Genomic DNA, 25,589 nt, shown 5'->3' with positions numbered 1-25,589 from the left:
CTCCCCCAGCCTTCGGCCGGGGGTACCCCCAGCGCCCCTTCAGGGCGCTTACTCCCCCGGCACCCTGACGTACAGCACCGCCCCGTCCACCTCGCCCGCCTGTTCGTAGCCGGCCGTGAGCAGCCTGCGCAGGCTCGGGACGCGGTCGGGGCCGTACGGTTTGCCGCGGGAGTCGTCGATCACCAGGGCCGGTGCCCGGTCGGCCAGTTCCGCGCGGAAGACGGGCCAGGTGCCGGCGACGGCGTACTTCTCCCCGACCTGCGGGCCGTCCCGGCCGCCGCTGAAGTTGGTGAGGAGGCCGGCGGTGAGGTAGCGGGTGGCGGGGGTGCGGTCGGCGAGCCAGTACGTCTCCGGGTGTATGCCCCAGACCAGGACCCGGTCGCCGGGCGCGGTACGGCGGTCGAGGGTGAGCGCCAGCCGCTGGGCGTGCGCGAGTTCGGGGCGGGGGGCCAGGACGCCCCAGGTCAGGAAGAGGGTGCAGGCGCAACCCGAGGCGAGGACGGCCGCCGGGGTCCGTTCCCGCGGCAGGACCTGCAGCGCCGCGGTGGCCAGCAGGGCGAGCGGTGGGGTGAGTTGCAGGAAGTAGTGGCCGAAGAAGTGGAAGCCGAGGGTGACGGCGGCCGCCGACGCGGCCAGCCACAGCCACAGGTCGACGGCGCCGGTGCGGGCGATGCGCAGGGTCCGCGCGATGGGCGGGAGCAGGCCGGCCGAGGCCGCGCCGAGGATCGCGGTGTTGGCCACCGCCCGCAGGAGCACGTGGAGTTCCGAGCCGGTGAAGGTGGCGTAGGCGCCGGAGCCGGTGACCGTCCAGAAGGCGAAGCCGGCCGGGTCGGTGGCCAGGGCCGCGCCCAGCACGGGCAGGGCGGCGCCGGCCGCCAGCCTGGGCAGGCCCGCGCGCGCACCGCCGTACCGGTTGAGGAGGTAGAGCACCGGCAGCAGGACGGCGCCGCCGGTCTGCTTGGTGAGGAAGGCGCAGGCGACGGCGGCCCCGGCGGCTCCCCAGCGGCGGCGGTCGGCGCACCACATCGCGGCGGCCGTGCAGGGCAGCATGAACACCTCGAAGGTGGCCGCCTGCGCGTCCTCGGGGTTGAGTCCGACCGAGACCAGGAGGTACAGCGCCCCGGCGGTGCGGCCCGCGCGGTCGCCCCAGCGCCGCCGGGCGAGCGAGGCGAGCAGGGCGGCGGTGGCCAGCTGGGCCAGTACGGCGAGGATCCGGACCGGGGTGAGCGACCCGGACCCGAAGACCGCGAAGGTCCCCTCGTACAGCCAGGGCAGCAGCGGCGGCTTGCGGTCCACGACCGTCTCGTACAGCTGTCCGCCGTGGGCCAGTATGCGGGCCTGTACGGCGAGATAGCCCTCGTCCGGGTTCCACAGCGGCCGGAGGAAGGACGGCACCCGGGTCACGCAGGCCAGCACGGCGAGCAGCGGCAGCAGCCGCGTCCAGTACCCCTTCCCTGCGACTGCGGACCGTGGTGGGGCGAGGGGCGCGAGAAGCATGGGGAGCACGCTATCCGGCCCCGCAGTCCCACCCGGACGGGACATACGGGGCCGAAGTGGCGAGAGTGCCGGTCACGGAGCGTCGGCGGGGGTCCGCTCGGCCTGGGCGAGGCGGCTGTGCGAGCGGCCGTAGAGGAAGTAGACGCCGAAGCCGATGACCATCCAGACGGCGAACCGCAGCCAGGTCTCGGCGGGCAGGTTGAGCATCAGCCACAGCGAGGCCAGCACGGACAGGACCGGCAGCACCGGCACCCAGGGGGTGCGGAAGGACCGCTCCAGGTCGGGCCGGGTGTTGCGCAGGATGACCACGCTGATCGCGACGACGATGAAGGCGAAGAGCGTGCCGATGTTCACGAGTTCGGCGAGTTCGCTGAGACTGGTGAACCCGGCGACGATCGCGATGACGACGCCGAGCAGGATGGTCGGCCGGTACGGGGTGCGGAACCTCGGGTGGGTGTGGGAGAAGAAGCGGGGCAGCAGGCCGTCCCGGCTCATCGCGAAGAACACCCGGGACTGGCCGAGCAGCAGGATCATGCAGACGGTGGTCAGGCCGACGGCGGCGCCGAAGCTGATCAGGCCGGCGAACCAGGGGTGTCCGGTGGCCTTGAAGGCGTCGGCCAGCGGGGCGTCCACGGAGAGCTCGCGGTACTTCTGCATGCCGGTCACCACGACGGCCACGGCGACGTACAGCAGGGTGCACATGATCAGGGAGCCCATGATGCCGCGCGGCACGTCCCGCTGGGGGTTGCGGGTCTCCTCGGCGGCGGTGGCGACGACGTCGAAGCCGATGAAGGCGAAGAAGACGACGGAGGCGGCGGTGAAGATGCCCATCACGCCGAAGTTGGACGGTGCCCAGCCGAACATCAGCTGGATCAGCGGGGCCTTGAGGTTTCCGCCGGCCGGCACGGCCTCCTTCGGCGGGATGAAGGGGCTGTAGTTGCCGCTGTGGATGAAGAAGGCGCCCGCGATGATGACGACCAGGACGACGGCCACCTTGATGGCGACGACGACCGAGGTGACCCGGGCGGAGAGCTTCATGCCGACGACGAGGATCGCGGTGAGGACGAGGACCAGGGCGGCGGCGAGGATGTCGAAGCCGAAGCCGTGGGCGCCGTCGCGGCCGCTGAGGTACGCCGGCAGATGCCAGCCGGCGTTGTCGAGCAGCGAGTGGATGTAACCCGACCAGCCGACGGCGACCACCGCCGTGCCCAGCGCCAGCTCCAGCACCAGGTCCCAGCCGATGATCCACGCGGGGAACTCGCCGAGGGAGGCGTACGAGAAGGTGTACGCGGAGCCGGCCACCGGGACGGTGGAGGCGAACTCTGCGTAGCAGAGTGCGGCGAGGCCGCAGACGACGCCGGCCACGACGAAGGAGAGCGCGACGGCGGGGCCTGCGCTGTTCCTGGCCGCCGCGCCGGTCAGGACGAAGATGCCGGTGCCGATGATGACACCCACGCCGAAGACCGTGAGGTCCAGGGCCGACAGCGACTTCTTGAGCGCGTGCTCCGGTTCCTCGGTGTCCTTGATGGACTGTTCGACGTTCTTGGTCCTGAAGAGCGTGCTGCCCACGTGCCTACCTCCCACGTTTGTCGTCCTCGACATGATCGAGAGGGCCGGGGGTGCGTATGCCCCGGCAAGGGCAGGTTCACGCAGATGGGTCGGTCTCGCCACCGGAGAGGTGAGACCGACCCATCGGGGTGGTTCGGGATTCGTCGGGGGGTGCGGGCCGGTGGGGGCTGGTCGCGCAGTTCCCCGCGCCCCTAAAGGGGCGCTCCAGCTGGGGCGGCTTTGATCAGTCCCTCGCCGGTTCCACCGAGCTGACATCCGTCGGCTGGCCGTCCAGCTTCGCGACCAAACCGGTGACCTGGCGGGCGATGTCCGGGGCGGTCAGGCCGATCTCCGCCATGATCTCGGCTCGCGAGGCGTGGTCGAGGAAGCGGGGCGGGATGCCGAAGTCGCGGAGGGGGACGTCGACGCCCGCGTCGCGCAGGGCCTGGGCGATGGTGGAGCCCACGCCGCCGACGCGGAGGTTGTCCTCGACCGTGACGACCACCCGGTGGCGCTCGGCCAGCGGGGCCATCGCCTCGTCGACCGGCTTGACCCAACGCGGGTCGACCACGGTGGTGGAGATGCCCTGCTTGTCGAGGAGGGTGGCGATCTCCAGGCACATGGGGGCCAGCGCACCCACCGACACGAGGAGCACGTCGGGGGTGTCGGTGCCGGGCTCGCGCAGCACGTCCATGCCGCCGACCTTGCCGACGGCGGCCACGGCGGGGCCGACCGCGCCCTTCGAGAAGCGGACGACCGTCGGGGCGTCGTCGACGTCGACGGCCTCGCGGAGCTGCGCCCGGACCTGGTCGGCGTCGCGCGGTGCGGCGAGCCGGAGGCCGGGGACGACCTGGAGGATCGACATGTCCCACATGCCGTTGTGGGAGGCGCCGTCGGTGCCGGTGACGCCTGCCCGGTCCAGGACGAAGGTCACCCCGCACCGGTGCAGGGCCACGTCCATCAGCACCTGGTCGAAGGCGCGGTTGAGGAAGGTGGCGTACACGGCGAAGACGGGGTGCAGGCCGGCCGTGGCGAGGCCCGCCGCGGAGACGGCGCCGTGCTGCTCGGCGATGCCGACGTCGTAGATGCGGTCCGGGAAGGTGTCCGCGAACTTCTTCAGGCCGACCGGCTGGAGCATGGCCGCCGTGATGGCGACGATGTCCTCGCGCTCCCTGCCGAGCTCGACCATCTCGTCGCCGAAGACCGAGGTCCAGTCGGCGCCGGAGGCCTTGACCGGCAGGCCGGTGTCGGGGTGGATGGGGCCGATGCCGTGGAAGCGGTCGGCCTCGTCCTGGAGGGCGGGCTGGTAGCCGCGGCCCTTCTCGGTGAGGCAGTGCACGATCACCGGGCCACCGAACCGTTTGGCCCGCGCCAGGGCCGACTCCAGGGCCTCCATGTCGTGGCCGTCGATCGGGCCGACGTACTTCAGGCCCAGGTCCTCGAACATGCCCTGCGGGGCGATGAAGTCCTTCAGCCCCTTCTTGGCACCGTGCAGGGTGCCGTAGAGCGGCCTGCCGACGACCGGCGTGCGCTCCAGCAGGTCCTTGCCGCGGGCCAGGAACCGCTCGTACCCGTCCGTCGTACGCAGGGTCGCCAGGTGATTGGCGAGGCCTCCGATGGTCGGGGCGTACGAGCGCTCGTTGTCGTTGACGACGATGACGAGCGGGCGGTCCTTGGCGTCGGCGATGTTGTTCAGCGCCTCCCAGGCCATGCCGCCGGTCAGGGCGCCGTCACCGATCACGGCGACGACGTGGCTGTCGCGTTCGAGCAGCTGGTTGGCCTTGGCGATGCCGTCGGCCCAGCCGAGCACGGTGGAGGCGTGGCTGTTCTCGATGACGTCGTGCTCGGACTCGGCCTGCGAGGGGTAGCCGGACAGGCCGCCCTTCTGCTTGAGCTTGGAGAAGTCCTGACGGCCGGTGAGCAGCTTGTGCACGTAGGACTGGTGGCCGGTGTCCCAGAGCACCTTGTCCTTCGGGGAGTCGAAGACGCGGTGCAGGGCGATGGTGAGCTCGACCACGCCCAGGTTGGGACCGAGGTGTCCGCCGGTCTTGGAGACAGCGTCCACGAGGAAGCTCCGGATCTCCTCTGCCAGCTGGACCAGCTCCTCGGGGCTGAGCCGGTCCAGATCGCGCGGTCCCCTGATACGGGTCAGCAGCGGCACCCGTGCCTCCTTGCAGTAGAGCTGATCGAGCTGTTGCCGGGCTCGTCGAGTCTAATGTTCCGCCCGAGCGGAACGACTCCGGCCCTTGGGTCATGGGTCACGCGATCGGCTGTACCCATCATGCCCCCCACCTATGACACGACTGTGCCCGGCACCTTGGAAGTGCCGGGCACAGTCAGATACCTGGGGGCGCTGGGGGTCCCCCCAGCCGAAGGCTGGGGGAGGAACTGCGCGACCAGCCACGACGGCGGGTCAGCCGCAGACGCACCGCACCCCCTACGGCGCTCGGCGTCAGCCGCGCCCCGCCGCCTTCTGGCTCTTGCGGGAGACGGAGTCGATGACGACCGCACCCAGCAGAACACCACCGGTGATCATGTACTGGATCGACGTGTTCATGTTCAGCAGGTCGAGACCGGTCTGGATGGACTGGATGACCAGCATGCCCAGGAGGGCCGACCAGACCGTACCGCGGCCGCCGAACAGCGACGTACCACCGATGACGGCCGCCGCGATGGCGAGCATCAGCGTGTTGCCGCCACCGGCGTTGAGCGTGGCGCTCGCGGTCTGGCCGGCGAAGAACATGCCGCCGATCGCCGCGAAGCCACCGGAGATCGCGAACACGGTGATCCGGACCATCGGCACGCTGATACCCGCACGGCGGGCCGCCTCGATGCCGCCGCCGACCGCGAAGACCTTACGGCCGTACGTGGTACGGCGCAGCACGAAGTCGACGATGACCAGCGACGCGAGGAAGATCACCAGCGCGTTGGAGACACCGGCCGCGTTGTTCAGCACGGCCGCCGCCGCGAAGGACGCGATCGCGAGCAGGCCGACACGGATCAGGATCTCGCTGGTGGGCCGGAACGGCACACCCGCCGCACGGCGCCGGCGCTGCTCGTTGAACTGGCCCACACCGGAGAGGACGACCCCGAGGCCGGCCAGCAGGTAGGCGCCGATGATGGCCTGGTCCATGAAGAAGGAGCTCTGGCCCAGGAGCTTGACCGGGCCGCTGTCGGCCGGGATGTTGATCGTGCCGCTGTCGCCCAGCAGCCACAGCATCAGGCCGTTCCAGCCCAGGAAGCCGGCCAGGGTGACCACGAACGCGGGTACGCCGATCTTGGCGAAGAACCAGCCGTGCAGCGCACCGATGCCGATGCCCGTGACGATCGTGAGGATCAGGGCCAGCCACTGGTTCATCCCGTGGTTGACCACGAACACCGCGAAGACGGTGGAGGCCAGACCGCTCACCGAACCGACGGACAGGTCGATCTCGCCGAGCAGCAGCACGAACACCAGGCCGATGGCGAGCATGCCGGTGGCCGAGAGGAAGTAGCTGATGTTGGAGAGGTTGTCCGCGCTGAGGAACAGGCTGTTCTTCACCTGGAAGATGGTCCAGATGATGATCAGGCCGAGGACCACCGGCAGGGAGCCCAGCTCGCCGCCCTTGACCCGGCGGGTGAACTCCGTGAGGTAGCCCTTGAAGCCCTCTTCACGCACCAGCAGGCGCGGGTCGACGACGGTGACCGGAGCGGCCGTGGGGTCGTCGGCGGGGGCGACCGTGGTGGGAGCCGCGGCCTCGGTCTTGCCGAGCTCGGGCGACTCGTCGCCCTTCACGGTCTTGTTCGACGTCTCGCTCACTTTGCCGCCTCCGTGGTGCGTCGCTCGGAACGACGGGTCACGGCGTTGTCCGTGGCACCCGTGATCGCGGCGATGATCTCTTCCTGGCTGGTGCTCTTCACGGGGAAGAAACCGTTGTTCCTGCCCAGCCGCAGCACGGCGACGGTGTCCGCGACCGCCTTCACGTCGGCCATGTTGTGGCTGATCAGGATGACGGCGAGGTTGCGCTCGCGCAGCCGCTCCACCAGGTCGAGGACCTGCGCGGTCTGCTCGACACCGAGGGCGGCGGTGGGCTCGTCGAGGATGACGACCTTCGGGTCGCCGATCAGGGCGCGGGCGATGGCCACGACCTGGCGCTGACCGCCGGAGAGGCTGGCGATCGGGATGCGCACGCTCGGGATGCGGATGGAGAGCGTGCTCAGCAGCTCGCGGGCCTGCTTCTCCATCGTCACCTCGTCGATGACGCCGCGGTGCAGCAGCTCACGGCCGAGGAAGAGGTTCCCCACCACGTCGAGGTTGTCGCAGAGCGCGAGGTCCTGGTAGACCGTCGCGACACCCAGCCCCTGGGCGTCGTGCGGCTTGTTGATGCTGACCGAGTTGCCCTCCCATTCGATGACGCCCTCATCGATGGGGTGCACACCCGCGATCGTCTTGACCAGGGTCGACTTTCCTGCGCCGTTGTCGCCCACCAGGGCGACCACTTCTCCGGCGTGGACCTCCAGATCGACATCGGTGAGTGCCTGGACCGCACCGAATCGCTTGGAGACTCCGCGCAACGCCAGCACGGGCGTAGCGGACACGTGAACCATCTCCTTCGCCGCCTGACCGGCGGGGATGCCGCGCTTGGTGATCAGGCGCGGAGGGTCGTGCGGTACCTCGGACTGTCACCGGGGTACGCACGCGGTTTACAAGATGAACATGCGCGAATCCGCTGCGCTTGGCAACGGGTCCGTCCGACGCCCGCTCCGGCAGCGGGGTCTGAAGGCCGGAGCGGGCGTCGGAGGGGTTTCGCGAGACCGCCGGACGGCCGTGGCACCTTGCGGAAGGGCCGGCGCGCCGGGCGGCCGGGGCCCGGGTGTCGTACTGCGACCACCCGGGCGCTGGCGGCCGGAGCCTTGCGGCTCCGGGGCGGGACTACTGAAGGCCGGCGGCCTTGCAGGCCTTGGCGAACTCGCCGGTGCAGATGTCGGAGACGGTGTACAGACCGTCCTTGATCACCGTGTCCTTGATGTTGGCCTTGGTGACCGACACCGGGGTCAGCAGCTGCGAGGGCACCTTGTCACCGGAGCCGCTGGTCTGCGTGCTGGTGGCGAGCGAGTCGATGCTCTTGCCCTGCAGCAGGTCCACGGCGATGGTGGCGGCGGCGTCGGCCTCCGGCTTGAACGCCTTGTAGACGGTGGAGGACTGGGTGCCGGCGACGATGCGCTGGATGCCCGCGAGCTCCGCGTCCTGACCGGTCAGCGGGATGCCGCTGATGCCGGCGCCCTTGAGGCTGTTGGCGATGCCACCGGCCATGCCGTCGTTGGCGGAGTAGACGCCCGCGATGTTCTTGGCACCGAGCTGCGTGATGGCCGCCTTCACCTTCTGCGCGGCGACGGTGTCCTTCCACAGGCCGGACTGCTCGTAGGCGATGTCGACCTTGCCGTCGAGGGCCTTGTGCGCACCCTGCTTGAACTGGCCGGCGTTCGGGTCGGCGTCGTCACCGTTGATCATGACGATCTTGGACTTGGGGGTCGCCTTGGAGCCGAGGGCGTCGAGCAGGGCCTGGCCCTGGAGCTCGCCGACCTTGACGTTGTCGAAGGAGACGTAGGCCGAGACCTTGCCCTGGGCGAGGCGGTCGTACGCGACGACCTTGACGCCCTTGGCCACGGCGGCGTCGATGGAGGACTTGATGGCAGCGGAGTCCTGGGCCGAGATCACGATGACCTTGACACCCTTGGTCACCATGGTGCTGACCTGCTGGGCCTGCTTGGCGGCGTCACCGGCGGCGTTCGCGTAGTCGACCGTGCAGTCGGCACACAGCTTCTTGACCTGGGCCTCGAAGTACGGGTGGTCGAACTTCTCGTAGCGCGCGGTCACGCTGTCGGGGAGCAGCAGGCCGATGGTCTTGCCACCGGAGGAGCTGCTGCTGCTCGAGTCGCTCTTCTTGTCGTCGCCGGCCTTGCCACAGGCGGCGACGGACAGCGCCATGGAAACCGCGGCGGTGCCGATCACGACTCTACGCATCGTTGCGTTCATTTGGGGGTGCCTCCCTGACAGGGCCGCAACGCTGCGGCCGAGGTGGCTCGAAGTCAACTCGGCCGCAAGTTCGACGTCAAGAAGTAAATACTTAACGAGATGGCAACGGCGCCATGCGTTCTCTAAGTGAAGACAGGTGCCACGGCAGGCACAGAGCCGTCCAGAAGGGTCGAATCGCCCATCTCGCTGAGCGCGAGAGCGAGCGCTCCGAGCACCTCCGCGCGGCCGCCGAGGGCGCCCGGAAGCACCGAGAGCTGGCGTGCGGCACTGGGGATCGCGTAGCGCCCCACGGACTCCCTGATGGGCCCCAGGACCAGCTCTCCGGCCTCGGCGAGGTCGCCGCCGAGGACCACCCGGCTCGGGTTCAGCAGGTTGCAGAGATTGGCCACTCCGCTGCCGATGTGACGGCCGACGTCGCCGATCACACGACGGCAGCCCGGGTCGCCGTCCCGGGCCAGCCGTACGACGCCCTCCATGGTCAGGTCGGGGCCATGACCGGGCTGGAGCAGTGGCAGCACGTAGCGGGCCGCCGCGAAGGTCTCCAGGCAGCCGCGGTTGCCGCAGCGGCAGACCGGGCCGGACTCGTCGAGTGTAATATGTCCTATTTCGCCGGCCGTGCCGCCGGGGCCCCGGTAGATCTTCCCGTTGATCACCAGGCCGGCACCGACACCGCTCGCGACCTTGATGTACGCGAGATCGCGGACGCCCTTGCCGCTGCCCCAGACCAGCTCGCCGAGGGCGCCCAGGTTGGCGTCGTTGTCGACGTGCACGGGGACGCCGAGGCGGAGCCGGAGCTCCTCGGCGGGTCTCGCGCCGATCCAGCCGGGCAGGATGGCACTGGAGCCGAGGGTGCCGGACTCGACGTCGATCGGGCCGGGGACGCCGACACCCACCCCGGCGATCTTCGAACGGTCCACGCCGGTCGCCGCGATCAGGCGGTTGACCAGCTCTTCCGCCCGGTCGAAGCCCTGGCTGGACGACGCGTCCACGTCGAGGGGCTCGGACTCCTCGGCCAGCACCTGGTGGGCCAGGTTCCCGATCGCGACGCGCAGGTGGGTGTGGCCGAAGTCGACGCCGATGACAATGCCGGCGTCACCGCTCAGACTCACGCTGCGGGCCCTGCGGCCGCCGGCCGACGTGGGCGTGACCTCGACGGTTCCGCCGTCCTTGAGCTCGCGCACGATGTTGGAGACCGTTGCGGCGGACAGGCCGGTCGTACGCGCGATCTCCGCCTGCGTGAGCGATCCGGCCAGACGTACGGCCCGTACGACACGTTCCAGATTGGCTCGGTGCAGCGACGACTGCGACCCCGGAGTCTCCATCGACCCATTCACTCCCGCCATCGGAGGCGGCCACGGCGCCGCCAACGTGACCCAGATCACCTCACTGAGACCGGGTCACTTACAAGTTATGAACTCCAAGCTCTGCTGAACGGGTTACCGCCGTCAAGTCCTTGACAGAAATCGTTGGCGGTTCGGAGGTTGCCCGCGGGACATGCGATGGACATGTCTAGGCCACTGGTCGGCAGGTCGAAGGGCGCGCGGAGTGCGAGTGCGGCACCGTTGTGGCTGGTCGCGCCCACGCGGCGGAGCCGCATGGTGAACACAGCCCCGCGCCCCTTTGGGGCGCGGTCGTGAGCGCCCGATACAAGGGCGCCCTCTTTCGGGTTGCGAACGTTCGGATTACTTCAGAGCGCCCGCCGTCAGGCCCGCCACCACCTGGCGCTGGAAGACGATGTACGCCGCCAGGACAGGGAGCATCGCCATCACCAGGCCGGCGAAGAGGCCCGACCAGTCGCCCTTGTAGCCCTGGCTGACCGCCAGCTGGACCAGGCCCTGGGTGAGGACGTGCTTGTCGGGGTCCGTGTTGAGGACCGTCGGGAGCATGTACTGGTTCCACTGGCCGAGGAAGTTGAAGATCCCGACGCTGATCAGGCCGGGCTTCGCCATCGGCAGCATGATCTGGAAGAAGGTGCGGGTGTGCGAGGCGCCGTCGACGAAGGCCGCCTCGGCCACGGAGGTGGGCAGCGTGCGGAAGAACGCCGTGAGGAAGAAGACCGTGAACGGCAGCGAGTACGCGATGTAGACCAGGATCAGGCCGTGGATCGTGTTCAGCAGGCCCAGGTTGTTGACGACGTAGAACAGCGGGACCAGCGCGAGCATGATCGGGAAGCTCATGCCGCCGATGAAGAGGTAGTAGATGAAGCGGTTGCCCGGGAAGTCGAAGCGGGCCAGGACGTAGGCGGCCATCGAGCCGAGGACCAGGGTGCCGATGAGCGAGCCGCCGACCACCAGGACGGTGTTCAGGAAGTAGTCGCTCATGTTGGCGTCGGTCCAGGCCCGCGCCCAGTTCTCGAAGTGCAGCCGGTCCGGGAGCGCCCACGGCGAGGTGAAGATGGACCGGTCGTCCTTGAAGGACGTCATCACCGCCCACAGCAGCGGCGTGACCACCATCACCGCCCAGATGACCAGGATGCCGTGGGAGAAGACGTTGAGGACCCCGCCCTCGCGCTTCCGCCGGGGCTGCCCGGGCGCGGGGGGCTCGGTCTCGGTGACAGTGACGTCGGTCTCGGTCGTCGTCATCGCTTCAGTACTCCAGCCGCTCGCGACGGCCCAGCCGCATCACGACCGCCGCGAAGGCGAGCGTGACGACCAGCAGGGCGACGCCGATGGTGGTGGCGTAGGCGGCCTGACCGTCCCGGAACGCCTTCTGGTACACGTACAGGACCAGCACGGTCGTCGAGTAGTCGGGGCCGCCCGGTCCGGTCGTCATGATCTGTACGACTGCGAACGACTCGGCGCCGAGCGCGAGGATGCCCATGTAGACCCAGCCGGACTGCACGGTGTCCCACAGCAGCGGCAGGGTGATGCGGAAGAAGGTGGTGGCGCGGCCGGCGCCGTCGAGCAGGGCGGCCTCGTAGAGGTCCATGGGGATGGACGCCATGCCCGCCGAGAAGAGGACCACGAAGAATCCGACCGTGGACCAGACCAGGACGGCCATCACGCACCACAGGGCGAGGCTCGGGTCCCCCAGCCAGAGCGGCTGGATATTGTCCAGACCAATCCCGCGGAGCAGTGAATTGATGGCACCGCTGTCGGGGTTGTAGGCGAAGGCGAACAGCAGCGAGACGATCGCGATGGACAGCACCTGCGGAAAGAAGTAGACGATCTTGTAGAAGGAGGAGCCCCGGACCCCGGAGATGACCGGTCCGCCCCTCCTTCTCCGGCCGCCCACGTTGATCATGAAGGCGAAGAACAGCGCCAGGCTGATCGTCACCAGCGGCAGCACGACCGCGAACATCAAGCTGTGCTGCAAGGACTTCCAGAAGACGTCGTCGTGCAGCATCCTCCGGTAATTGTCCAGGCCGACCATCTTGAATTCGGGGCTCAGGCCGGTCCAGTCCGTGAACGAGTAGTAGATGGACTGGATGAACGGCCACACCACGAAGAGCGCGTACAGTCCGAGGGGCAACGCGAGAAACCCCACGATGAACCGGTACTTGCCGTGCTGCATCGCCACTCCGGTGCCGAGACGGTTTCTGGTTACTGGTGCTTGTAGTGCTTGATCGAGGTGTCCTTGGCGGCCTCGTCGGCGAAGCCCTGGATCTTCTTGACGGCCTCCGCCGGGGTGAGCCGGCCGGCCATCATCTCGCCGAGGCCGGCGACCCCGATCTTCTCCTTCTGGAGCTGCACGTACCAGTCCTGGAGCCGCGGGTTGACCACGTTGGACCCGGCCAGCTTCAGCGCCGCCACGCCGGAGGTGAGGCCCGGGGTGAGGGAGATGCCGTCGGTGCCGCCGTTGTACGCGGTCAGCGACTTCACCTTCGTCGTGAAGTTCTTCGAGGACGCCTCGCTGAGCATGATGCGCAGCTGTTCCATGCCACCCTGGGCGTTGGCGGCCTTGGCCGGGACGATGAAGGGCTCGCCGCCGGAGGCCCAGATGGTGCCGAACGGCATCTTGTCGTTCTTGTCGATGCCGGTGGGCGCGGAGACGGCGAGGTTGAAGTCGGAGGGGATGACGTTCGCCGACTCGTTCTCCACCCAGGAGCCGTTCGGGATGAACAGGGCCTTGCTCTGCGCCCAGGCGGTCTGCGACTGGATGTGGTCGAGTCCGGGAGTGCCCTTGAGGATGTAACCCTTCTTGTAGAGCTCGTAGTAGGCCTCGAAGCACGCCTTGACGGCCGGGTGCTTCCAGGCGTTCGGCTCCAGGTTGTCGATCGCGTTCAGGACTTCGACGCCGCCGACCTTGCCGATCATCGGGTAGAGCGAGAAGGGGATGTAGTAGGGGTACTTGCCGGCGTAGGTCCAGCCGGCCATGCCCTTCTTCTTGGCCTTCTCGCAGACGGCGATCATCTGGTCCCAGGTCTGCGGGTACTCCGCGTCGAGCGAGTCCAGGGCCTTCTGCGAGTACCAGACGCCGTAGACCGTGTAGGCGTAGTACATGATCCAGACCGGGTCGCCGTCGAACTGGCCCATCTCGACGATGCCGGGGCGCAGCGTGTCGCGGACCTTCTTGTTCGGGTCGTCGTACGACGGGGCGTCGAGGAGCGGGGTGAGGTCGGCCAGCTGGTTCTTGCCGACGAGTACGCCCATGTCCATCTGCTCGGCGCCGGAGTTGTCGATGAGGTCCGGCGGGGTGCCCTGGTTGAAGCGCGGCTGGAGGGTGGACTGGATCTTCTGGGTGGCGGAGAACTTGACCTTGGCCTTCGGGAAGTCCTTCTCGTAGATCTTCACGGCGTCCTCGGCGTACTCCTTGCCGAAACCGCCGTCGAAGAGGACGAATTCCATCTGCGCGGTGTCGTTGACACCGAGCGGGTTCTTGGCCGTCTTCTTGCCGGCCTTGTCCTTGGACTGGCCGCCGCCGCCACTGCTGGCGCAGGCGGAGAGGAATCCGACGGCAGGGACGGAAATCAGGCCGAGTGCGGCCGAGCGCCTGATCAGATCACGGCGGCCGACACCCTCGGAACCGGGGTTCGCTGCGGAGGTGGATCCCATGCTCAAGTCCTCGCCTTCTCCAGGACTCAGGCGGTGAACCGGATCCTCCCCGGCACCGCGGTCGGGTAGTGCTGGGTCGTGCAGGAAGTCGTGCGGGAAGTCGTGCGGGAAACGCCGACAGGTATAGTCCACTTCCCGCCAGCGGGGCAAGATCGAATGCAAGGTTGGCCATGGGTCTTTTCCTAGTTGAGACCTGTCGGAAATATGAGCGATCTCTGTACGCCTTGCCAGAAAAAGAGCCGACATACACCCCTGAATGCCGCACCCAACACCCTTGACATCACGGGCCACTTGACTACCTACTGGTTCCTGCGCCACGCAGCTGACAACGTTGTCTCATGTGGCAGGGAGGGTACCCGTTGATGCAGCGGAGAACGCAGCGAAGAACAGGGCACGGATCGGGTACGGCGGTCGTGATCGCGGCCGCCGTAGTCATGACCCTGGGCTCCCAGGGAGCCGCGGTGGCGCTGCCGGCGAAGGCACCGGCCGCCGCGACGCAGTTCTCGTCCTCGTTCGAGTCCGGCGATCCGTCACCGGACTGGACCGACACCGTGGACACCGGCCCGAGCGGCGCCCCGCGCGCCTCCGGGGTGGACGGCGGCTACAGCACCGGCATCCCCGGCAATGTCACCGACCACGTGACCGACGTGCGGGCGAGCGGCGAGAACACCGGCGCGGGCGAGGTCAAGGAGAACCTCGTCGACGGGGAGTCCGGCACCAAGTGGCTCACCTTCGAGCCCACCGGCTGGGTCGAGTTCGACTTCGACAAGCCCATCAAGCTGGTGACCTACGCCCTCACCTCGGCGAACGACTACGCCGAACGCGACCCCGCGGACTGGACCCTCCAGGGCTCGACGGACGGCAAGGACTGGAAGACCGTCGACACCCGCAGCGGCGAGGCCTTCACGGAGCGGTTCCAGACCAAGTCGTACGACCTCTCCGCACCGGCCGAGTACCAGCACTTCCGGCTCGACGTCACGAAGAACAACGGCGCCCCCGACATCCTCCAGATCGCCGACCTCCAGTTCTCCACGGGCGGCAGCGGCGGGCCGGTGCCCCAGGACATGCTCTCGCTGGTCGACAAGGGCCCGACCGGCTCGCCGACGGCGAAGGCGCGGGCCGGGTTCACCGGAACGCACGCGCTGCGCTATGCCGGACGGCACACGGCGACCGGCCGGGCGTACTCGTACAACAAGGTCTTCGACGTGAACGTGAAGGTCGGCCGGGACACACGGCTGGCGTACCGGATCTTCCCCTCGATGGCCGACGGCGACCTCGACTACGATGCCACCAACGTGGCGGTTGACCTGGCCTTCACGGACGGCACCTACCTGAGCGGCCTCGGGGCCGTCGACCAGCACGGGTTCGCACTGTCGCCGCGCGGGCAGGGCGCGTCGAAGGCGCTGTACGTCAACCAGTGGAACGACATCTCGTCGGTGATCGGTTCGGTCGCGGCCGGCAAGACGGTCGACCGGATCCTGGTGGGCTACGACTCCCCCGCCGGGCCGGCGAAGTTCCGCGGCTGGATCGACGACGTGTCCCTGAAACCGGTGGCCCCCGAGAAGCCGAAGGCGCACCTGTCCGACTACGCGCTGACCACCCGGGGCACCAACTCCAGCGGCAGCTTCTCCCGCGGCAACAACTTCCCGGCGACCGCACTGCCGCACGGCTTCAACTTCTGGACGCCGGTGACCAACGCGTCCTCGGAGAGCTGGCTGTACGAGTACGCGCACGCGAACAACGACGACAACCTGCCGACCATCCAGGCGTTCAGCGCGAGCCACGAGCCGAGCCCCTGGATGGGCGACCGGCAGACCTTCCAGGTGATGCCGTCCGTCGCTCCCGGCACCCCGGACACCGGCCGGGAGGCCCGCGAACTGGCCTTCCGGCACGAGAACGAGACCGCGCGGCCGTACTACTACGGGGTCAGGTTCGAGAACGGCCTCAAGGCGGAGATAACGCCCACCGACCACGCGGCCGCGCTGCGCTTCACCTACCCGGGGGACGACGCGAGCGTGGTCTTCGACAACGTCACCGAGCAGGCGGGCCTGACCCTGGACAAGGAGCACGGGATCGTCACCGGCTACTCCGACGTCAAGTCGGGCCTGTCGACGGGCGCCACCCGCCTCTTCGTCTACGGCGTCTTCGACAAGCCGGTGACGGGCGGCGACTCCGGCGGGGTCAAGGGCTACCTGCGCTTCGACGCGGGCTCCGACCACACCGTCACGCTCCGCCTGGCCACCTCCCTCATCAGCGTCGACCAGGCCAAGGACAACCTGCGCCAGGAGATCCCGGACGGCACCTCCTTCGACACGGTCAAGGCGCAGGCCCGGAAGGTCTGGGACAGGCTGCTCGGCAAGGTGGAGGTGGAGGGCGCCACGGCCGACCAGCTGACCACGCTCTACTCCAGCATGTACCGGCTGTACCTGTACCCCAACTCCGGTTTCGAGAAGGTCGGTTCGAAGTACCAGTACGCTTCCCCCTTCTCGCCGATGACGAGCCAGGACACCCCGACGCACACCGGCGCGAAGATCGTGGACGGCAAGGTGTACGTCAACAACGGCTTCTGGGACACGTACCGCACGACCTGGCCGGCCTACAGCCTGCTGACGCCTGCTCAGGCGGGCGAGATGGTCGACGGGTTCGTCCAGCAGTACAAGGACGGCGGCTGGACCTCGCGCTGGTCCTCCCCCGGGTACGCCGACCTGATGACCGGCACCTCCTCGGACGTGGCGTTCGCGGACGCCTACGTGAAGGGCGTGCGGTTCGACGCGAAGGCGGCGTACGAGGCGGCCCTGAAGAACGCGACCGTCGTACCGCCCTCCTCGGGCGTCGGCCGCAAGGGCATGTCCACCTCCCCCTTCCTCGGCTACACCAGCGACGACACACGCGAGGGCCTGTCCTGGGCGATGGAGGGGTACGTCAACGACTACGGCATCGCCGAGATGGGCAAGGCGCTCTACGAGAAGACGGGCGAGAAGCGCTACAAGGAGGAGTCGGACTACTTCCTCAACCGCGCCCAGGACTACGTGAACCTCTTCGACTCCAAGGCCGGATTCTTCCAGGGCAAGGACGCCCAGGGCGACTGGCGGGTGGACTCGGCGTCGTACGACCCGCGCGTGTGGGGCTACGACTACACCGAGACCAACGGCTGGGGTTACGCCTTCACCGCCCCGCAGGACAGCCGGGGCCTCGCCAACCTGTACGGCGGCCGGTCCGGACTCGCCGACAAGCTCGACGAGTTCTTCGCGACGCCCGAGACGGCCTCCCCCGACTTCGTCGGCTCCTACGGCGGGGTCATCCACGAGATGACCGAGGCCCGGGACGTCCGGATGGGCATGTACGGCCACTCCAACCAGGTCGCCCACCACGTCATCTACATGTACGACGCGGCCGGCGAGCCCTGGAAGGCGCAGGCCTACGTCCGTGAGGCGCTCTCCAGGCTCTACCTCGGCAGCGAGATCGGCCAGGGCTACCACGGCGACGAGGACAACGGCGAGCAGTCGGCCTGGTACCTCTTCTCGGCCCTCGGCTTCTACCCGCTGGTGATGGGCAGCGGCGACTACACGATCGGCTCGCCGCTGTTCAAGAAGGCGACGGTCCACCTGGAGAACGGTCACGACCTGGTGATCAAGGCCCCGCAGAACAGCGCGCAGAACGTCTACGTCCAGGGCGTCCGCGTCGACGGCCGGACTTGGACGTCGACTTCGCTCCCCCACTCCCTCCTCTCCAAGGGCGGCGTCATCGACTTCACGATGGGCCCGAAGCCGTCGGCCTGGGGCACCGGCAAGGACGCAGCCCCGGTCTCCATCACCAAGGGCGACAAGGTCCCTGTCCCGCGCGCGGACGTCCTGAAGGCCGACGGCTCCCTGTTCGACAACACCTCGGCGACCGAGGAGGCGGTGACGTCGGTGGACCTGCCGGTGACCCGGCCAGTCAAGGGCATCCAGTACACCCTCACCTCGCCGTCGGACCACACGAAGGCCCCGGCCGGCTGGACCCTCCAGGCCTCCACGGACGGCAGGACCTGGCAGACCGTGGACCACCGTTCGGCGGAATCCTTCGGCTGGGACCTCCAGACCCGGGCCTTCACCGTCCAGAAGCCCGGGACATATGCCCACTACCGGCTCGTGCTGGACGGCGAATCCACCCTGGCGGAGGTGGAGTTGCTGGCCTGAGACAGCGGCACGGAGAGGGGGGCGAGCCCGTTCGGGTCCGCCCCCCTCTTTCGTTCAGCGGTCAGCCGGTGGCGAGGGTGAACACGTGCAGGTCACTGTTGCCGGGCAGCCGGACGGCCCTGATGGTCCTGCCGTCCGGCGCGGTGAAGGGCCTGGTCGCGAAGACGTGGGTCGCTACCGGGTCCCTGTCCGCGCCGGCCATGTTGCGGTACGCGGTCGTCGCCACGATCTCGTTGCCGTACCGGACGGCGCCGCCTCCGCCGCCGATGGTCCAGTCGGTGAAGGAGAGGTCGACGGTGCCGGTGGTGCCGTCGGTGTAGGTGACGGTCGCCCGGGCGGACTGGTTGCCGTTGGAGGCGCTGCCGAGGAAGGACAACCTGGTCGCCGGGGTGGGGAGTTCGATGGTCTGGGCGGTGGCTGTCGCGTTGTCGGGGCCGCCCGCGGGGGCGTTCGGCCAGGTGTAGGTGAGGCCGTCGACCGTCCCCTGGGCGCCCGGCGTGAGGCCGGCCGCCGCGAGGGCCTGGCGGGAGTAGCTCCAGCCGCCGCCGTCGAAGTCGGCCTCGTCGTGGTCGCCCAAGTCGTCCGAGACGCCGGTGTTGGAGTAGGCCGCGAGGAGGGTGCCGGGTGCGGCGACGGTGAGGGCGAACGGCTGGACGTAGGAGGAGCCGGCCGAGGTGACGGTGACCTTCGCGTCGTAGTAGCCCTGCGGGGTGCCCGCGGTGGTGGCGAGAGCGATCCGCCGGGAGCCGCCGGTGACCGTCCCCTCCGCCGGGGTGGCCGACACGCCGTCCGGTGTCTCGACGCGGAAGCGCACCTCGGGGCCGCTGCCGCCGGACAGGGACAGGGCGCGGACGGTGAGCGTCGCGCTGTCGCCGGGGGCGATCGTCGCGGTCGTCGGCCCGACGCCGACCTGGTACGGCTGCTCGCCCTGACGGAAGGAGGGGGGCGGGGTGCTCGTGCCCCAGGCGCGGTTCGGGGTCGCGGCGAGGGTGTAGTCGAGGCGGCCGCCGTCGCGCACGAAGCTCGCGGGGAGCCAGGAGCGGCCGCCGGTGCGGCCGTCGACCTTCAGGGACTGGATGTACGGGGCGCCGGCCGCCGCTCCCGTCGCGTGGATCGAGATGTCGTTGCCGTCCGGGCGGTCGATCTCCACGCGCTCGAACAGGGGTGAGGCGAGGACGAGTTCGGCACGGGAGGGGACCTGCGGGTACATGCCGAGTGCCGAGAAGACGTACCAGGAGGACATCGCTCCGAGGTCGTCGTTGCCGGGGATGCCGCCGGGCTGGGTCGACCACAGCCGTGTCATCGCCGCGCGGACGGTCTCCTGCGTCCGGTAGGGGGCACCGGCGTAGTCGTACAGGTAGGGCACGTTGAGCGAGGGTTCGTTGTCGAGCTCGGACTTGTCGCCGCCGCTGCCGGTGAAGGCCCAGCTGCCGTCGCCGTTGTGGAAGAAGGCGTCGAGGCGGGCGAGGGCCTTGTCGGTGCCGCCCATCGCGGCGAAGAGTCCGGCCGGGTCGTGCGGGACCATCCAGGTGTACTGGGCGGCGGTGCCCTCCACGAACCCGTTGCCGGTGGCCGGGGTGAAGCCGGTGACCCAGCTGCCGTCGGCCTTGCGGTTGGCGATGTAGCCGCCATGGGGGTCCCCCCGGTCGAGCGGGTTCGAGACTGGGGGAGGGTCGGCGGCGACGTCGAAGTTGTTCTGCCACCACTGGGAGCGGTCGGCGAAGACGGCCGCCGTCTCCTTCTCACCCGCCGCCGCGGCGAGTCGGGAGAGGGAGTAGTCGGCCGTGGCCATCTCCAGGGTCTCGGCGGCGCCGCCCCAGGCGTTCGACACGGACGGCATGTAGTGGTGGGCCAGGTACTTGTCGAGAGACGGGCGCTGGCCGGCCGACAGCACCGGTTTGCCGGCCGGGGACAGGTCCTGGGCGGTCGGTACGGTCGCCGCCTTCACCAGCGAGTCCAGCGCGCCCTTCAGGTCGAAGCCGGTGCCGCCGAAGGCGCGGATGCCGGCGAGGGCGGTCGGCGCCGGGTCGCCGTTCATGACGTGGGTGCCGCTCGCGCCGTGCAGCCAGCGGTCCCAGACCCCGCCGTTCTGCCGGGCGAGTTCGTAGAGCGACTGGGCGACGTCCGAGCCGGTGCGCGGGTCCAGGAGGGTGAGCAGCTGGACCTGGTCGCGGTAGACGTCCCAGCCGGAGAAGGTGCCGTACTGCGCCCGGTGGCCGTGGGCGACCCGGTGCACCGTGCCGTCGCTGCCCCGGTAGCGGCCGTCCGCGTCGCTGATGACGTTCGGGTGGAGGACGGAGTGGTACAGGGCCGTGTAGAAGGTGGTGCGATCGGCGTCCGTGCCGCCGCCGACGCGGATGGCGTCCAGCCGGTCGCGCCAGGCGCGGTGGGCCGCGTCGCGGACGGCGTCGAAGGAGCGCCGCGGCGGGTTCTCCGCCCGCAGGTTCGCCTCGGCGGCGGCCCGGCCGACGTACGAGATGCCGACCTCGACGTTCACCGGTCCGGTGCCGGGCGCGAACTGGACGTAGCCGCCGGCCCCCTTGCCGGCGACGGGCCGGCCGCCGTTCGCCGAGAAGCCGCCGGTGCCGCCGGACGCGGTCGTCGAGCCCGGGCTGAGCCGGTCGTCCTGCCAGGTGCCGGTGGCGGTGAAGGCGCGGTCGAAGTGGGCGGTGAAGTAGAGCGTGTAGTAGGAGCGTTGCCCCTCGGGGTCGAGGTAGCCGCAGAAGTCGCCGGAGGTGACCGAACCGGAGACGGTACGGGTGTCCGGGTCGATGGCGACCGTCGAATCGGCCGAGCCCACCTCGGAGTTGGCGGTGCGGATCAGCAGGGAGGCGGCCTTCCCCGCCGGGTAGGCGAAGCGGGCCGAGCCGGTGCGGGTGGTCGCGGCGAGGTCGGCGGTGACGCCGGAGGCGAGGCCCACCTTGTAGTGACCGGGCTCGGCGGTCTCGTCGGCGTGGCTGAAGTCCGAGGCGTAGACGGCGTCCTTGGTGTCGCTCGCCGGGGACGAGGTGACCTCACCCGCGTACGGGAAGAACGGGATGTCGCCGCTGCCGCCCGCGCAGCCGGTGCCGGACATGTGGGTCAGGCTGAAGCCGCGGATGCGGGTGGCGTCGTACTGGTAGCCGCCCGGTGCGGCCGTTCTCGTCGCGTCGCCCCTCGTGTTCTCCGGGCTCCAGGAGAGCATGCCGAACGGCACGACGGCGCCCGGGAAGGTGTTGCCGCCGTTCCTGCTGCCGATCAGCGGATCGACGTACGCCGTGGGGTCCTTGACCAGTTCGGGTGGTGCGACGGCGGGTGCCGCGACGGCGGGGGCACCGGCGGCCGCGAGCAGTGCGGCCAGCAGCAGGGACATGGGTCGGAAACGCATGACGCGGCCCTTCCTCCTCCGGACGGGTCGCGCACCACGGGTCGCACAAGCCGCAGGGACAGTAACGTGCGCCACCGGTACCACGGAAGACCGCGATCGCCTCGGACGGCACGGTCCCGTTTCACCCGGTCGGGTGACCCCAAGTGGGTTGACATCGTTGTCGGTTGGAACGGTAGAGTCATGTACAGACCATGAGACAACGTTGTCGCCCGTCACGGCGTCGACACAAGCCGCACGGCAAGCGCGCAAGCGGCACCACGAGCAACCCCCACCCGGACAGGCCACCCACCCCCCTCGCCTGCCCGGCTCGCGGACCCGGTGTGCACCGACACCGGGTCCGCCCAGAGCGGATCGCGTACGTCAGCCGACCCGACACGGCAGGCCGGTCGCGCTGTCCCCCCCGTCGCCCTACCTCTGTGCGGGGTGAACGGCCGTGCGCGGGCCATGGAGGCGAACGCGGGGCGGAAGCGGGCCCACCGCCCCGGCGGGTTCCGGTCCGCCGGGGCGATATGGGAGCGCTCCCACCCCACTCTCCTGTGAAACTAGCGCGGACTGAGGCGGGTGTAAACGGCGCGGCATGGCTTCACTGCTTCGGGTGGCGATACCTTCGTACAGAGGATCACGACGCGTAACAGCGTCCACACTCTCGCCCATGGGAGCGGTGATGACGACACGCCAGCAGGGACCGGCCAACGAGGACAACTGGATGTTCCCGCCTGCTGACGGCTGGACATTCGACCAGGTCAAAAATCTGGAGCTGCCCTTCGACTGGGAACTCGTGGACGGGTGGATCGTGGTTGAAGGGCAGCCCAGGTTCTGGCACAACGACGTACGGGACGGCGTCGCCGACGCCCTCAAGGCGGCCCGCCCAAAGCCCTATCGGGTTCTGAGCGAGCAGTGCGTGATGGTGGACGAGCAGAACGTCGTCAAGCCGGACGTCATCGTCTTCGACCCTCGGAACCTTGACTACTTCGAGGTGGAGTGCATCCCGACGTCACACCTCACCCTCGCCGTCGAGGTCGTTTCCCCCGGCTCCCGCCAAGATGACCGCGTGAGCAAACCCGCACAGTTCGCCGTCGCCAAGGTCCCCTGCTACTGGCGCGTCGAGCTCGACCGGGACCACAAGCTGACGGTGCACGAGTACTGGCTCAACGCCGACACGCGGTCATACATCCCGGCCCCCCTGCACCCGATCCACCGGGGAAAGCTCGTCACAGAGCTGCCGTTCCCGGTACAGATCGACCTCGACGCCCTCATCGGGTTCTGACCGCCGCGGACTTCGGCGGCCCCGCTCATACGGGCGCCGTACGGGCGACCGTCGCCGTTCCGGTCGGCGGGAGTTCGGAGACCGGGAGTTCGAGGGTGAACTCCGTGCGGCCCGGGATGCTCTGTACGTCGATGCGGCCGCCGTGGGCCGTGGTGATGGCCGAGGCGATGGCGAGGCCCAGGCCCGAGCCGCCTTCCAGCACGCCGGCGCGGGTGCGGGAGGTGTCGGCCCGGGTGAAGCGTTCGAAGACCGTCGGGAGGAGGGCCGGCGGGATGCCGGGGCCGTCGTCCCGGACCCGGATCACGCAGGTGGTGGCGGTGGATTCGACGGTCGCGGTCACGGTCGTACCCGCGGGCGTGTGCACCCGGGCGTTGGCCAGCAGGTTGGCCACCACCTGGTGCAGCCGGGCCTCGTCGCCCGGCACCAGCGCCGGGCCGTCGTCGAGACCGAGTTCCAGCTGCCAGACATGACCGGCCCCGGCCGCCCGCGCGTCCCACACCGCCTCCGCGACCAGCGCGGCCATGTCCACCTCCGCGGTCTGCAGCGGGCGACCCTCGTCGAGGCGGGCCAAAAGCAGCAGGTCCTCCACCAGGCTGCGCATCCGGGCCGACTCGGCGTTGACCCGGCGCCAGGCCAGATCCGGCTCGATGCGGTCCGTGCCGCGGTTCATCAGCTCGGCGTACCCGGCGATCGAGGCGAGCGGGGTGCGCAGTTCGTGGCTGGCGTCGGCCAGGAAGCGCCGCATGCGCTCCTCGCTGCGGCGCACCTGTTCCTCGCTGCGCCGGCGTTCCGCCAGGGACGCCTCGACGTGGTCGATCATCCGGTTGAGGGCGGCGCCGACCTGCCCGGCCTCGCTGCCGGGGTCGGTGTCCCGGTCGGGCACCCGGGTCAGGCCGGTCACCTGCCCCCGGCCGAGCGGCGCGTGGGAGACCTCGACGGCGGTGGCGGCGACCCGGCCGAGGGGGCGCAGCTGCCGTCGTATCACGACCGCGCAGAGGCAGCCGGCGGCCGTGAGGCCGACCGCGGCGACGGCGATCTCGACCTCGACCAGGCCGCTGATGGTGTCCAGTACGTCGTCCATGGGCAGGCCGGTCAGGACGCGGATGCCGCTCGCGTCGAGGGCGGCGACCCGGTAGGTGCCGAGGCCGGGGACGGCGCGGGTGTGGGTCGAGCCGTCCGGGGCGATGCCCTTGAGGGCGGCGGTCTGGGCGGTGGTGAGCGAGCGCGGGGGCGCGTCGTGGCCGACCACGGCCGCGCTGAGGATGTCGCCCTTGGCGTCGAAGCGGGCGGCGAGCATGCCGGCCGGCTGGCCGCCCTCGTCGAGGAAGGTCAGGTCGCGGGTCAGCTCCGGGTGCAGGGAGGCGCCGCCCGCGTTGCGCTCCACCGCGTCGCCCACGCGGTTGTCCAGATTGCCCAGCAGATAGGCCCGTTGGGCGAACACCGTGGTCAGGGCCATCGCGGCGCACACGCAGACCAGGACGGCGGTGATGAGGACGAGCAGTCGCGTGCGCAGCGACCGGCTCCGCAGCCGGGCGGTCATCTGCCGTCCGCCACGGGCCGTACGACGTATCCGATGCCGCGCACGGTGTGGATCATCGGCGCCCGGCCCCGGTCGATCTTGCGGCGCAGGCCGGAGATGTAGACCTCGACGAGGTTGCCGCCGCCGTCGAAGGAGGTGCTCCAGACGTGGTCGAGGATCTGGGCCTTGCCGAGCACCTGGCGCGGATGGTCCAGGAGCAGGCTGAGCAGGTCGAACTCCTTGGCGGTGAGCCGGATCGGGGTGCCGGCCCGCTGCACTTCGCGGGACGCGCCGGTCAGCACCAGGTCGCCGAGGACGCGTACGGGGTCGTCGGCGGGGGGCTGTTCGCTGCCGGCCCGGCGCAGCAGTCCGCGCAGCCGCAGCACGACCTCCTCCAGGGAGAAGGGCTTGGTGACGTAGTCGTCGGCGCCTGCCTCCAGTCCGCCGATGCGGTGTTCGACGGCGTCGCGGGCGGTGAGCATCAGGACGGGCAGCCTCGGCATCTCGTAGCGGAGTCTGCGCAGCACCTGGAGGCCGTCGAGGTCGGGCAGCATCCCGTCGAGCACCACCGCGTGCGGGGCACAGCCGCGGGCCGGCCTGAGGGCGGTCTGTCCGTCGGGCGCGGGGTAGGGGCGCCAGCCCGCGTCGGCGACGGCGGCGGAGAGCAGCTCGGTGAGACCGGGCTCGTCGTCGACGATCAGGACGCGGACTCGGCCGGTTCGGGCCCCTGCGGTGGCGGACATGTAGCAAGTCTGTGCCGGTTCGCTGAGGGAACCCTGTGTTCCGACTGAGCTTTGACGATGTCACGTGCGGGCAACGCCCGGAGGAACGACGGAGAACGCGGAGGGCCGCGCCCCCGTCGACCGGGGACGCGGCCCTCACAGGCCCCTTGCGCCTACGAGCGCACCGGCTGCCTACTTGCGGATCAGGCTGCGCAGCACGTACTGAGACATGCTTCGATCGCCGTTCTTGACCCCATCCACCGCCGCCGCTTGACCTCACTCTCGACCAACCACACAAAGCGCCTGGTCACAGGCGTGCCGAGGGATACAAATAGGGACTAAAAGGCTGATGAAGATCTTGGTGAGGGCTGTTCGGCCGTCAGGCCGGACAGCCCTCCGCTCATGCACTGGCTGGTGCGATATGCCAGGTACCACTGGTGTGGGTGAGCCCGAGGCTGATCAGCCGGCGGAGGTTGAGGGC

At 69.6% G+C, this 25,589-nt stretch carries 15 protein-coding genes; 2 read left to right on the top strand and 13 right to left on the bottom strand.

Annotated features, from left to right (window positions below; all coding sequences use genetic code 11):
* Positions 1 to 48: 48 nt before the first annotated feature.
* The 10 genes from JF597_RS13595 to ngcE form a co-directional block, all read right to left on the bottom strand.
* A complete protein-coding gene (locus tag JF597_RS13595; protein WP_293993563.1) occupies positions 49 to 1,497 on the bottom strand; it encodes a glycosyltransferase family 39 protein in 1,449 nt (482 codons plus the stop codon).
* 72 nt (positions 1,498 to 1,569) lie between these two features.
* Positions 1,570 to 3,066, bottom strand: a complete 1,497-nt coding sequence (locus JF597_RS13590) for an amino acid permease (RefSeq protein WP_293993562.1) — start codon at positions 3,064 to 3,066, stop codon at positions 1,570 to 1,572.
* A 223-nt stretch (positions 3,067 to 3,289) separates the two neighbouring features.
* On the bottom strand, positions 3,290 to 5,206 hold the full coding sequence (dxs, locus tag JF597_RS13585; RefSeq protein ID WP_293993560.1) for a 1-deoxy-D-xylulose-5-phosphate synthase: 1,917 nt from the start codon (positions 5,204 to 5,206) through the stop codon (positions 3,290 to 3,292).
* 291 nt (positions 5,207 to 5,497) lie between these two features.
* The gene (locus JF597_RS13580) at positions 5,498 to 6,820 is read right to left on the bottom strand and encodes a sugar ABC transporter permease (RefSeq protein ID WP_293993708.1); all 1,323 of its coding nucleotides are present in this window, start codon (positions 6,818 to 6,820) and stop codon (positions 5,498 to 5,500) included.
* A gap of 20 nt (positions 6,821 to 6,840) precedes the next feature.
* Positions 6,841 to 7,632, bottom strand: a complete 792-nt coding sequence (locus tag JF597_RS13575; RefSeq protein WP_293993558.1) for an ATP-binding cassette domain-containing protein — start codon at positions 7,630 to 7,632, stop codon at positions 6,841 to 6,843.
* Positions 7,633 to 7,957: 325 nt separating this feature from the next.
* The gene (locus JF597_RS13570; RefSeq protein ID WP_293993556.1) at positions 7,958 to 9,049 is read right to left on the bottom strand and encodes a substrate-binding domain-containing protein; all 1,092 of its coding nucleotides are present in this window, start codon (positions 9,047 to 9,049) and stop codon (positions 7,958 to 7,960) included.
* Positions 9,050 to 9,183: 134 nt separating this feature from the next.
* Positions 9,184 to 10,383: an ROK family transcriptional regulator gene (locus JF597_RS13565; protein WP_293993554.1), complete on the bottom strand. Its 1,200-nt coding sequence runs from the start codon at positions 10,381 to 10,383 to the stop codon at positions 9,184 to 9,186.
* 360 nt (positions 10,384 to 10,743) lie between these two features.
* Complete coding sequence (locus tag JF597_RS13560; protein ID WP_293993553.1) at positions 10,744 to 11,643, bottom strand: carbohydrate ABC transporter permease; 900 nt, start codon at positions 11,641 to 11,643, stop codon at positions 10,744 to 10,746.
* Positions 11,644 to 11,647: 4 nt separating this feature from the next.
* A complete protein-coding gene (locus JF597_RS13555) occupies positions 11,648 to 12,574 on the bottom strand; it encodes a carbohydrate ABC transporter permease (RefSeq protein ID WP_293993552.1) in 927 nt (308 codons plus the stop codon).
* 29 nt (positions 12,575 to 12,603) lie between these two features.
* Positions 12,604 to 14,055 carry an N-acetylglucosamine/diacetylchitobiose ABC transporter substrate-binding protein gene (ngcE, locus tag JF597_RS13550; RefSeq protein ID WP_293993551.1) on the bottom strand — a complete coding sequence of 484 codons (1,452 nt, stop codon included), beginning with the start codon at positions 14,053 to 14,055 and terminating at the stop codon, positions 12,604 to 12,606.
* A gap of 434 nt (positions 14,056 to 14,489) precedes the next feature.
* Between ngcE and JF597_RS13545 the strand changes: the two genes are divergently transcribed.
* The gene (locus JF597_RS13545; RefSeq protein ID WP_293993707.1) at positions 14,490 to 18,233 is read left to right on the top strand and encodes a GH92 family glycosyl hydrolase; all 3,744 of its coding nucleotides are present in this window, start codon (positions 14,490 to 14,492) and stop codon (positions 18,231 to 18,233) included.
* Positions 18,234 to 18,294: 61 nt separating this feature from the next.
* Here the strand turns inward: JF597_RS13545 and JF597_RS13540 are convergent, their stop codons facing one another.
* Positions 18,295 to 21,600: a GH92 family glycosyl hydrolase gene (locus JF597_RS13540; protein ID WP_293993550.1), complete on the bottom strand. Its 3,306-nt coding sequence runs from the start codon at positions 21,598 to 21,600 to the stop codon at positions 18,295 to 18,297.
* 664 nt (positions 21,601 to 22,264) lie between these two features.
* Between JF597_RS13540 and JF597_RS13535 the strand changes: the two genes are divergently transcribed.
* A complete protein-coding gene (locus JF597_RS13535; protein ID WP_293993549.1) occupies positions 22,265 to 22,867 on the top strand; it encodes a Uma2 family endonuclease in 603 nt (200 codons plus the stop codon).
* Positions 22,868 to 22,892: 25 nt separating this feature from the next.
* On the opposite strand, the gene JF597_RS13530 is transcribed toward JF597_RS13535, so the two are convergent.
* Both JF597_RS13530 and JF597_RS13525 read right to left on the bottom strand, forming a co-directional pair.
* Positions 22,893 to 24,407 (bottom strand): HAMP domain-containing sensor histidine kinase, encoded by a 1,515-nt coding sequence (locus JF597_RS13530; protein WP_293993547.1) that lies wholly within the window; start codon positions 24,405 to 24,407, stop codon positions 22,893 to 22,895.
* Entirely contained in the window at positions 24,404 to 25,129 is a 726-nt protein-coding gene (locus JF597_RS13525; RefSeq protein ID WP_293993546.1) for a response regulator transcription factor, read from the bottom strand. Before JF597_RS13525 ends, JF597_RS13530 begins: the two co-directional genes overlap by 4 nt.
* Between the last annotated feature and the right edge of the window lie 460 nt (positions 25,130 to 25,589).

The sequence above is a fragment of the Streptomyces sp. genome, from assembly GCF_019510245.1.
Lineage (GTDB): Bacteria > Actinomycetota > Actinomycetes > Streptomycetales > Streptomycetaceae > Streptomyces.
This window is presented reverse-complemented; position numbering and strand designations above follow the sequence as displayed.

What these genes read in the sequence shown, in the direction of transcription:
- ngcE (WP_293993551.1), bottom strand. Translation starts at nt 14,055, where the DNA reads ATGGGATCCACCTCCGCAGCGAACCCCGGTTCCGAGGGTGTCGGCCGC.
- JF597_RS13570 (WP_293993556.1), bottom strand. Translation starts at nt 9,049, where the DNA reads ATGCGTAGAGTCGTGATCGGCACCGCCGCGGTTTCCATGGCGCTGTCC.
- JF597_RS13575 (WP_293993558.1), bottom strand. Translation starts at nt 7,632, where the DNA reads ATGGTTCACGTGTCCGCTACGCCCGTGCTGGCGTTGCGCGGAGTCTCC.
- JF597_RS13545 (WP_293993707.1), top strand. Translation starts at nt 14,490, where the DNA reads ATGACCCTGGGCTCCCAGGGAGCCGCGGTGGCGCTGCCGGCGAAGGCA.
- JF597_RS13560 (WP_293993553.1), bottom strand. Translation starts at nt 11,643, where the DNA reads ATGACGACGACCGAGACCGACGTCACTGTCACCGAGACCGAGCCCCCC.
- JF597_RS13535 (WP_293993549.1), top strand. Translation starts at nt 22,265, where the DNA reads ATGACGACACGCCAGCAGGGACCGGCCAACGAGGACAACTGGATGTTC.
- JF597_RS13540 (WP_293993550.1), bottom strand. Translation starts at nt 21,600, where the DNA reads ATGCGTTTCCGACCCATGTCCCTGCTGCTGGCCGCACTGCTCGCGGCC.
- JF597_RS13530 (WP_293993547.1), bottom strand. Translation starts at nt 24,407, where the DNA reads ATGACCGCCCGGCTGCGGAGCCGGTCGCTGCGCACGCGACTGCTCGTC.
- JF597_RS13555 (WP_293993552.1), bottom strand. Translation starts at nt 12,574, where the DNA reads ATGCAGCACGGCAAGTACCGGTTCATCGTGGGGTTTCTCGCGTTGCCC.
- JF597_RS13595 (WP_293993563.1), bottom strand. Translation starts at nt 1,497, where the DNA reads ATGCTTCTCGCGCCCCTCGCCCCACCACGGTCCGCAGTCGCAGGGAAG.
- JF597_RS13565 (WP_293993554.1), bottom strand. Translation starts at nt 10,383, where the DNA reads ATGGAGACTCCGGGGTCGCAGTCGTCGCTGCACCGAGCCAATCTGGAA.
- JF597_RS13525 (WP_293993546.1), bottom strand. Translation starts at nt 25,129, where the DNA reads ATGTCCGCCACCGCAGGGGCCCGAACCGGCCGAGTCCGCGTCCTGATC.